This is a genomic window from Microbacterium sp. bgisy189, from assembly GCF_965345345.1.
Classification (GTDB): Bacteria; Actinomycetota; Actinomycetes; order Actinomycetales; family Microbacteriaceae; genus Microbacterium.
The window spans coordinates 1-7,463 of sequence record NZ_CBDRMZ010000017.1 but is presented as its reverse complement, the minus strand read 5'-3'; the positions used below and the strand labels follow the sequence as shown (position 1 = coordinate 7,463).

Genomic DNA, 7,463 nt, shown 5'->3' with positions numbered 1-7,463 from the left:
GAAGACCACGGCCTGCTCACTCGCACCGTCTACCCCGAGGTTCCCGCTCGCGTGGAGTACGAACTTACTGACCTCGGACACAGCGCAGCCGCCCCGTTGAAGCATCTGCGCGACTGGGTTGAACACAACGTCGGAACCGACCAGTAGCGACCCCCTCGGCGCTACATCGAGCCAGGAGTCCCGGCCTCCGCGTAATACCGCGTCAACACAGACGAGGCGTCGCGGTCGCCGTCACCGGACACGACAGAGTTCAGCAGGTACCGGTACCCGTCACCGGTCGTCATCACCCTAATTGATAACGTCACACCTAGAAGGTGCGAAGTAACCGACGCGCGAGCACAGGAGCGCTTCTGTCATTTCGAAGGCGAGACTTCGCGCGATTGGGATTCGCCGGGCCATCCTTCTTCTCTTTCGTCGAACGTCACCGCAACACCGTGTCGCTGGGGTTCGTGAAATCTTCTTCCGGAAGCGAAACCCAGGTACTGCGCCATGAGGAACTCGCCGCAGCGATGCACAGGCGTTCGACAGTTCGGTCGCACGAACCGATCGTTTGTTAACGGACGGCACTGTACGTCGATCGAAAGTCGCGCCGACACCCCCTGCGAATTCGCGTCGCGGGATAGTTTGCCAGGATCCGGCGATCAGCGTGGTGCGCATCAAGGAGGTGCGCAGCGGCCTCAGCACGAGGAGCCTGCCCGCGAGGCCGACCACCCCGCCCCTAGGAACGGTAGGAGTGCGACGTCGGGGCGAGCTGGGGGCCACCCCCCCCGAGACCGAAAGTAGCACCGCAGCGACGATAAGCGCCACGCCAACCAGGGTGGTCGTCAGCTCCCCGACCAACGAACCGATCCATCCGCGTTCCTGGAGGTCTCGGAACATCCTTATGCTCAGCCCGAACGTTCCGTTCGAGCTGCGAACCGATCGTCTCGATGCGTCGTGGCAGACGCCTCAGCTGTCCACCGATGACCTGGAGTTGCACGCGGCCGTCGGCGAACATCTCCCTTGAGTCCATCGCCAGACGTATGAAATGAGGAGTTCGAGCAAGGGCCCGATCGACCAAGTCGTAGTCGGCAACGAGCTGGCACAGCGTTCCCTCGAGTGACACGAAGGAAACGACTGGCGTTCTCCTCCGCTGTTGGGGACGTCGGGTCGGCTGAAATAATGGCCGGGACGATACGGTGGCGAGTCAGAGCGCCGTGATCCACCGCGCGATCTCGTCAGCGATCTCGTCGCTATTGTCTTCGACCATCAGCATGTGGCCGTTCCCAGCGAGAAGAGGCAGTTCGGACGACCAGAAGGTGACGGCGGCGCCCTGATCGGTGAGCCAGGCCACGATGTCCTGATCCAGCTGCGAGGGGTGGTCGGTATCGGCTCCACCCGTGAAGACGAGAATCGGCTTGTTCGTGAACGCGTCGGTCGGCCCGATCCTCATTTGGCTCCCACCGATGTTCTGACGCTGATAAAGCATCCGGGCCGGGATCGGCCGAAGGGTGCGGCGGAACACCTCGATGCACTCGCGGGGGAACCGCCGGCTGGGTCCGATGGCCTTGTCGTTCACGAAGGCGCTTGTGGGTTCCCAGAAACCCATCTTCGGGATGGTCCAGTCGATGGCCGCTCCACGGATGGAGACCTCCTGGTCGGACTCCCTCACGATCTCGGGCACCGCCTGTATATTTCCAGGCGGGCCCGGAGCGACGGCTACGAGCCCGTCGATGAGATCGCCATGCGTCTCTAGGAGGCGGAAGCCAATCGGACCTGCCATCGAGTGCACGACCAGCACGACGTTCCGGCCGAGACCAGAGAGGAACACGCCCATCCCTCGGCACACGCTCTCATAGTCCAGCCGCGCAGACGCCGCACGATCATCGACGTGTTGGGCCGCCTCATAGGACAACCCCAGCCAGTCCACCACCAGCACACCGTAGCCAAGCGATACGAATCGTGCCGCCCAGCCCTGTCGGCCGTCGGGCGTCTCGAGATAGTACTCGTTCGAGGCACCACCCCCGTGCACGAGGACGATCCACCGAGCAGGCGCACCCGACGGCGCCAGTTCGGTGTACGAGATCGGCGCGACGTCGTCTGGGCGTGAAATCGAATCCATAGCTTCCCCAGGCCTGTTAGGCAATGACGGCGTCGAGGGCCCGTGCGAGCCTCTCCGGATGCGTGAGCATCACCAAATGGCTTCCGTCGATCTCGATCGTGCGCGGACTATCAAGCCGCCCGGCCGCGGCCTGGTAGATCTCAGCGGGAACGGCCTGGTCCTGAGCGAGGAACACATAACTTGACGGGATGCTGCTCGCCCAGAACCGGTCGAGGCGGATCGGCTCATCGGACCAGCCTGCCGGCGATGGGACGAGCCTCGGCTCGAGCGCGGCGAGCTGCTGCTGCTCGAACGGGGACATGTCCTGCATCATCGCGGCCCAGAGCTCAGGCGGCATGACCATGGTGTTGTCGTCGGACTGACTCGCAAGCGCCTTCATCGCTGCGACCAACGGATCGGGGAACACGTCGTTAATGCTCTCGCCGTCGCGCAGCACCCAGGCGTCGACGAAGACGACCCGGCCGATGCGCTCGGGCATCGCCTCAGCGACGAGTTGGATGAGCGGACCTCCGCCGCTATGACCGACGAGCACGATGTCGAGCTGGGTGAGCTCTCTTACCTGATCGATCAGATCGCGCGCCATCATGCTCATCGTGACGCCGGAGCGGTCCACGTCACCGTCTTCGAGACCGCGCAGCGTCGGCGCGATCACCTCGTGCCCCATTCTGCGCAATTCGTCGGCGACGCCGTCCCACGCCCAGCCGCCTACCCATCCGCCGTGCACCAGTACGATCTGCATTGATCATCCTCTTCGCATATTTATCTGCTGAGCAGAACTTGTTCCTAACTAGAAGACACAATAGCTTGCGCGGCGCCAACAGTCCAGCATGGCTCGAGCTCTCTTCAGAACGCGCCGAACGACCCCTGCACCAGGTCGCAGGGGAAAGAGACGACGAGCCTTCAGGAGGTCAGGTCGGCCAGACGTACGGCTGCCTCATCGAGGAGTGCGACGAGGGTCTTCACCTTGCGGGGAGGCAAGCGGAACACCGGGGCAGATGCGTTGATCGCCAACCGCAGCCCGCTCGCCGAGGGAACGGCCACGGCCACCGAGGCCACGCCCTCCTCGCTCTCCTCCCGGTTCGTTGCATAGCCCTGCTTCGCGACAAGATCCAGTTGTGCGAGGAGCTCGGTCTTGGTACGGATCGACTGCGGAGTCACCTGTGAGAGTTGCTCGTCGGGGTAGAGACGGTCCAATTGTTCTCGCGGGAGCTGCGCCAGGAGAACCTTTCCCGTGGAGGTGCAATGGGCCGGCATCTCCTTGCCCAACCGTGAAGCGACTCGCACCGCGGTCGTCGGTTCCGAGACTGCGAGAAAGCGAGTGGAGTTGCCGTCGAGCGTGCCGAGGTGAACCGTCTCGCCGGCTTGGTGGCTGAGTTCCTCGAGGATCGGTTGCACGATCTGCGGGATGTCCATCTTTCTCAGCACCGAGAAGGCGATCGTGGTCAACGACGGCCCTGGCCCGTATGTCTTCGTTCGCGGGTCTTGCCGCACGAATCCTCGCCATTGAAGCATCGCGAGGATGCGATGCGCCGTTGAGGTCGCGACACCCAGGTGCTTGCTGGCGTCCGTCAGTCGAAGTTCGTTCTTCTCACCGAGCAGGAGCAGGAGTTTCAGGGCATTGTCGACCGACTCGATCGGTATTGCGGAGCCGCATCGACTCCGTCGGCTGCTCTATTTCTCTGCACAACAGAAACTGTATCGTTCCTGCCGGCCCTCAGGGCCGCCATCAAGGGCAAGGCGATCCCGTCCAGGTCTATCCGGACGCCGATTCGAGCAGCCGGCCCAGTCGTACACGAACGTCGGAAAGCGACGATCCCGCTGCGATGGACCGGCGGACTTCGACGAGAGCGCGGGGCCAATTCAGTACCACTGCCCCGTCGAATGACAGACCATTCTGAGAGTACAGAGACGCGATCCGGTCGGGTGTTCGAGGGTCCGTCACCATCTCGGGGTTGACTGCCGTCGTGCGACCGACGATGTGCAGCTTCCAGTTGAACTGGTCACTCCAGACATACTCGACAGGCAGATATGAGCGTCGGTCGTCGGGATGAGCGATGTTGTGCGCGACACAGCGCGCCTGGTCGACCGCATTCGTCCAGTGCTCAAGACGGGTGAGATCGCCGCGAACCGGATGCCGCCACCGCGCAACATCGCCGATCGCATGGATTTCCGGGGCGCCGAGTGCCGTGAGGAATTCGTCGCAGACGAGACCGTCGTCGATCTCGAGCCCTGAGTCCTCGAGCCATTCGACGTTCGGCACTGCCCCGATGCCGATGACGACGACATCACCGTGGAGCTCGGAACCGTCATCCAGGAGCACGCGGAAGTCTCCCTTCGCACCGTCGATCTGCGCGACCGTCCGTCCGAGAACCGCATGTACGCCATGCCGGGAGTGCTTCTGCGAGAAGAGGGCGCCAATCTCGTCACCGAGCCGGCGTGACATCAGGTCGCGTGTCGCCGAGACCAGGGTGACATCGACTCCGAGCCCAAGAGCGGTCGCGGCGACCTCGGCGCCGATGAAGCCCGCTCCGATGACGATGATCCTGCGATCGGGAACTAGCTCGGCGCGCAGCCGGTCTGCGTCGTCGAGTGTCCGCAGCACATGGATTCCCTCGCCTTCACCCCACGGCGACGGCCGCGCGCGGACGCCGGTCGCCACCACGAGGTCATCGAAGCCGACCCGCCGTCCATTCGCCAGCCGGAGCTCCGACAACGCACGGTCCAGACCTACCGCCGGCACACCGAGACGAAGGTCGATGTTAAGCTCGAGCGCCTCCGCCGCCGTGAGGAGCGTGACCTCGGCTGCACCTGCACCGACGAGGTATCCCTTCGACAGCGGCGGCTTGTCGTAGGGCAGCACGGGCTCGGAGCCGATGAGCACAACGTCTCCGCGATACCCCTCTGCCCGAAGCGCCTGCGCGGCCCGTACCCCCGCGATCGACGCACCGACAATCGCTGTCGTCATTCGTCTTCCACCCGGAGCGCGGAAACCGGGCAGCTGTTCGCCGCCTCGGTGACCCGTTTCCGGTCGGCCTCGTCGACCTCTGTTCTGAGCAGGATCACGACGCCGTCGTCATCGAGATCGAAATAGTCTCCCGCGGCCATGATGCAGTTGGCGTAGCCCTGACAGAGCCCGAGATCCGCTTTCACGACAGGCATGTGTCACTCCTCTCCTGCTTCTTCAGGCGTTATCTCAGGGAACATCGGTGCGAACGGTTGGGCGATCATGGCGGAGAACGTCGCCGTAGTCTGCCAGGTCAGCGCCTCGAGCTCGAGCGGATCGAGAGCGACCCACTGCCCGGATCGCGGCGACTCGATCAGGAGCCGGGAGCCGTTGCGTGTCTCCACGCGAGATACCCGGATCTCCGAGAACTCATTGGCGATCGAGATCGGAGCCCCTACCCGCTGGTCTTCGAGCCGCTGACGTTCGTCTGCTGCTGCGATGGCCGCGATGCGGTCGTCCTCTTCGCCTTCCCATTCGAGTTTCATAGGAAGATCGCCAGATTCTGTGTGCGCAAGACCGACTCGTCGACCGTGATGGTTCGGCGTGCGAGCTGCAACCCGCCGCCGACACGTCGCAGAACGTCTTCGCGGCCGGCCGAGATCACCGCGGGCTCGTGCACGTCGCCGCGACTGCGGAAAAGAAGCACCGCAGAATCGACGACGACCTCGCCCGGGACGTCGCTCTCGAAGGTGCGCACGTTCGTGACGAAGTGACGGAGCCGGGAGGGCGGATCCTCTGTCCAGGCGTGTTCCGTGAGGAAGCGGGCGACCCGCCGGCTCAGGGAGTACTTGTTCTCGTCCCAATGCGCCATGCCCGGAGACGTCGAGTACCCGGCGCCGAGCGCGGTAGTGACCTGCACGGGCATGATGTAGTGCACATCGTCGGCGATGAGGTCGAGCCAGTCCTCGTACCGCTGCTCGTCGAGGATGTATGCCTCTTCGACGAGCCACCTGTGCGTCTCCAGATGCAGGCCGTCCGAGAACGACAACGAACTCCCCACCCGCGTGGCTTTGGTCGTATGTGCTCCGAGCGGCGACTCTTTCAGTCGAACCCAGCGCGCCTCGGTCATGACAGCCCCTCCGGCATCCCCACCGACGAGATGATCAGCGCGGTCGGCTCCGTCTCGAGGTAGTCCGCCCAGCGCTCGAGCAGATGCCGCTGGTTGTACTCTCCGTAACCGACGTGGGCCACGCCCGGGCCAGAGAACGCGTCCGGTCCGAGCGGCTCCACGACGAATCTGCCGTCTTTCAGCACGCCCATCCGGCTGTTCAGCAGCAAGCGCCGCGCCATATTCCCTTTCGCGGTGTTCGTAAGGGACACCCAGTTCTCCACATCGTCCTGCTCGAACATCCCCGTGCTGCCGAAGCACATCAGGTACGCCTTGTACGACAGAGCCTTGAACTCCTCCGGTGCCGCTGCGTCGACGGCGAACCAGGAAAGCACCTCGGTCTCGTTCTCGCTGATCGGCTGCCAGGTACGGATCGAGATGAACGGGAGCACGTCGTCGCCGTCTTCCACCTTCGGCCAGTTGTGCACGAAGCTCATGTTCGGGAAGATCGAGGCCGCCGAGATCATGAAGCCGTTCTCGCCGATCACATTGAGCTGGTCCTGGGACCAGACCTCCTTCATCCGGTCGATCATCTCGTCGGGGTAGCCCACGTAGCGCAGCCGCTCCTCGAGCGTTCCCTCCGGAAGCTTGTAGGTCGTGCCTCCGCCGTTGCCCGCCCAGTACGTGTTGCCGTCTTTACGCTTCTCCGCCTTCGGTTCGCGGAAGAGGCCGATCTCGACCACCGAGGTGTGGGTCTGTGGCGTGTGGTACATGTCGCCGGCGAAGTTCTCTGCGCCGATCTTCCAGTTCGCCTTCACCCGCCAGCGCTGCGGGCCGCGGAGCTCGATGCCCGAGGAGCTCTGCTTCGTGTAGTAGTCGAGATAGAAAGCGAAATCGCCGAGGTAGTCGATCAGCGGTGGCGCATCCGGATCCATGCTGATGAAGATCAACCCGTTGTAGCTGTCGAGGCTCGGCGCCGGAAGCAGGCGGGCTCCCTTGCGATTGAAGCCAGCCTCGCCACCGTACGCCTCTTCGTGGAACGGCAGCCCCACGATTCGTCCGTCGTTGCGGTACGACCAGCCGTGATACGGGCAGCGGAAGTGCGAGGCGTTGCCCATTTCCGCCCGGCACACCTGCATTCCTCGGTGCAGGCACATGTTGAACATCGCCTTGACGGAGCCACTCTCGTCGCGCACCACGATGAACGAGTCGTCGAGCACTCGCCGCACCACGTAGTCGCCGGGCTGAGGGATCTCTGATTCGTGACCCACGAAGATCCACGCGCGACTGAACAAGCGCTCCCGCTCGAG

At 63.7% G+C, this 7,463-nt stretch carries 9 protein-coding genes and 1 pseudogene; 1 reads left to right on the top strand and 9 read right to left on the bottom strand.

What is annotated here, in order from left to right; all coding sequences use genetic code 11:
• Nucleotides 1-51 precede the first annotated feature (51 nt).
• Nucleotides 52-147: a hypothetical protein gene (locus tag ACSF8R_RS14530; protein WP_370651862.1), complete on the top strand. Its 96-nt coding sequence runs from the start codon at nucleotides 52-54 to the stop codon at nucleotides 145-147.
• Between the two features lie 1,039 nt (nucleotides 148-1,186).
• On the opposite strand, the gene ACSF8R_RS14525 is transcribed toward ACSF8R_RS14530, so the two are convergent.
• From ACSF8R_RS14525 to ACSF8R_RS14485, 9 genes and pseudogenes are all read right to left on the bottom strand, one after another.
• The gene (locus ACSF8R_RS14525) at nucleotides 1,187-2,101 is read right to left on the bottom strand and encodes an alpha/beta fold hydrolase (RefSeq protein ID WP_169080437.1); all 915 of its coding nucleotides are present in this window, start codon (nucleotides 2,099-2,101) and stop codon (nucleotides 1,187-1,189) included.
• A 16-nt stretch (nucleotides 2,102-2,117) separates the two neighbouring features.
• Nucleotides 2,118-2,840, bottom strand: coding sequence for an alpha/beta fold hydrolase (locus ACSF8R_RS14520; protein WP_251448496.1), 723 nt, complete (start codon nucleotides 2,838-2,840; stop codon nucleotides 2,118-2,120).
• A 161-nt stretch (nucleotides 2,841-3,001) separates the two neighbouring features.
• Nucleotides 3,002-3,547, bottom strand: a complete 546-nt coding sequence (locus ACSF8R_RS14515; RefSeq protein ID WP_223159176.1) for an IclR family transcriptional regulator — start codon at nucleotides 3,545-3,547, stop codon at nucleotides 3,002-3,004.
• A gap of 42 nt (nucleotides 3,548-3,589) precedes the next feature.
• Nucleotides 3,590-3,736, bottom strand: a pseudogene (locus ACSF8R_RS14510) (helix-turn-helix domain-containing protein); the annotation flags it as partial.
• Between the two features lie 118 nt (nucleotides 3,737-3,854).
• Nucleotides 3,855-5,066: an NAD(P)/FAD-dependent oxidoreductase gene (locus tag ACSF8R_RS14505; protein ID WP_005054949.1), complete on the bottom strand. Its 1,212-nt coding sequence runs from the start codon at nucleotides 5,064-5,066 to the stop codon at nucleotides 3,855-3,857.
• Nucleotides 5,063-5,260, bottom strand: coding sequence for a ferredoxin (locus tag ACSF8R_RS14500; RefSeq protein ID WP_005054951.1), 198 nt, complete (start codon nucleotides 5,258-5,260; stop codon nucleotides 5,063-5,065). The genes ACSF8R_RS14505 and ACSF8R_RS14500 overlap by 4 nt, the downstream gene beginning before the upstream one ends.
• A gap of 3 nt (nucleotides 5,261-5,263) precedes the next feature.
• Complete coding sequence (locus ACSF8R_RS14495) at nucleotides 5,264-5,590, bottom strand: hypothetical protein (protein WP_005054953.1); 327 nt, start codon at nucleotides 5,588-5,590, stop codon at nucleotides 5,264-5,266.
• Nucleotides 5,587-6,174 (bottom strand): 3-phenylpropionate/cinnamic acid dioxygenase subunit beta, encoded by a 588-nt coding sequence (locus tag ACSF8R_RS14490; protein WP_005054954.1) that lies wholly within the window; start codon nucleotides 6,172-6,174, stop codon nucleotides 5,587-5,589. Before ACSF8R_RS14490 ends, ACSF8R_RS14495 begins: the two co-directional genes overlap by 4 nt.
• Nucleotides 6,171-7,463 (bottom strand): Rieske 2Fe-2S domain-containing protein (locus ACSF8R_RS14485; RefSeq protein ID WP_043341841.1); only part of this gene is annotated, 1,293 nt, incomplete at its 5' end. The genes ACSF8R_RS14485 and ACSF8R_RS14490, both read right to left, overlap by 4 nt.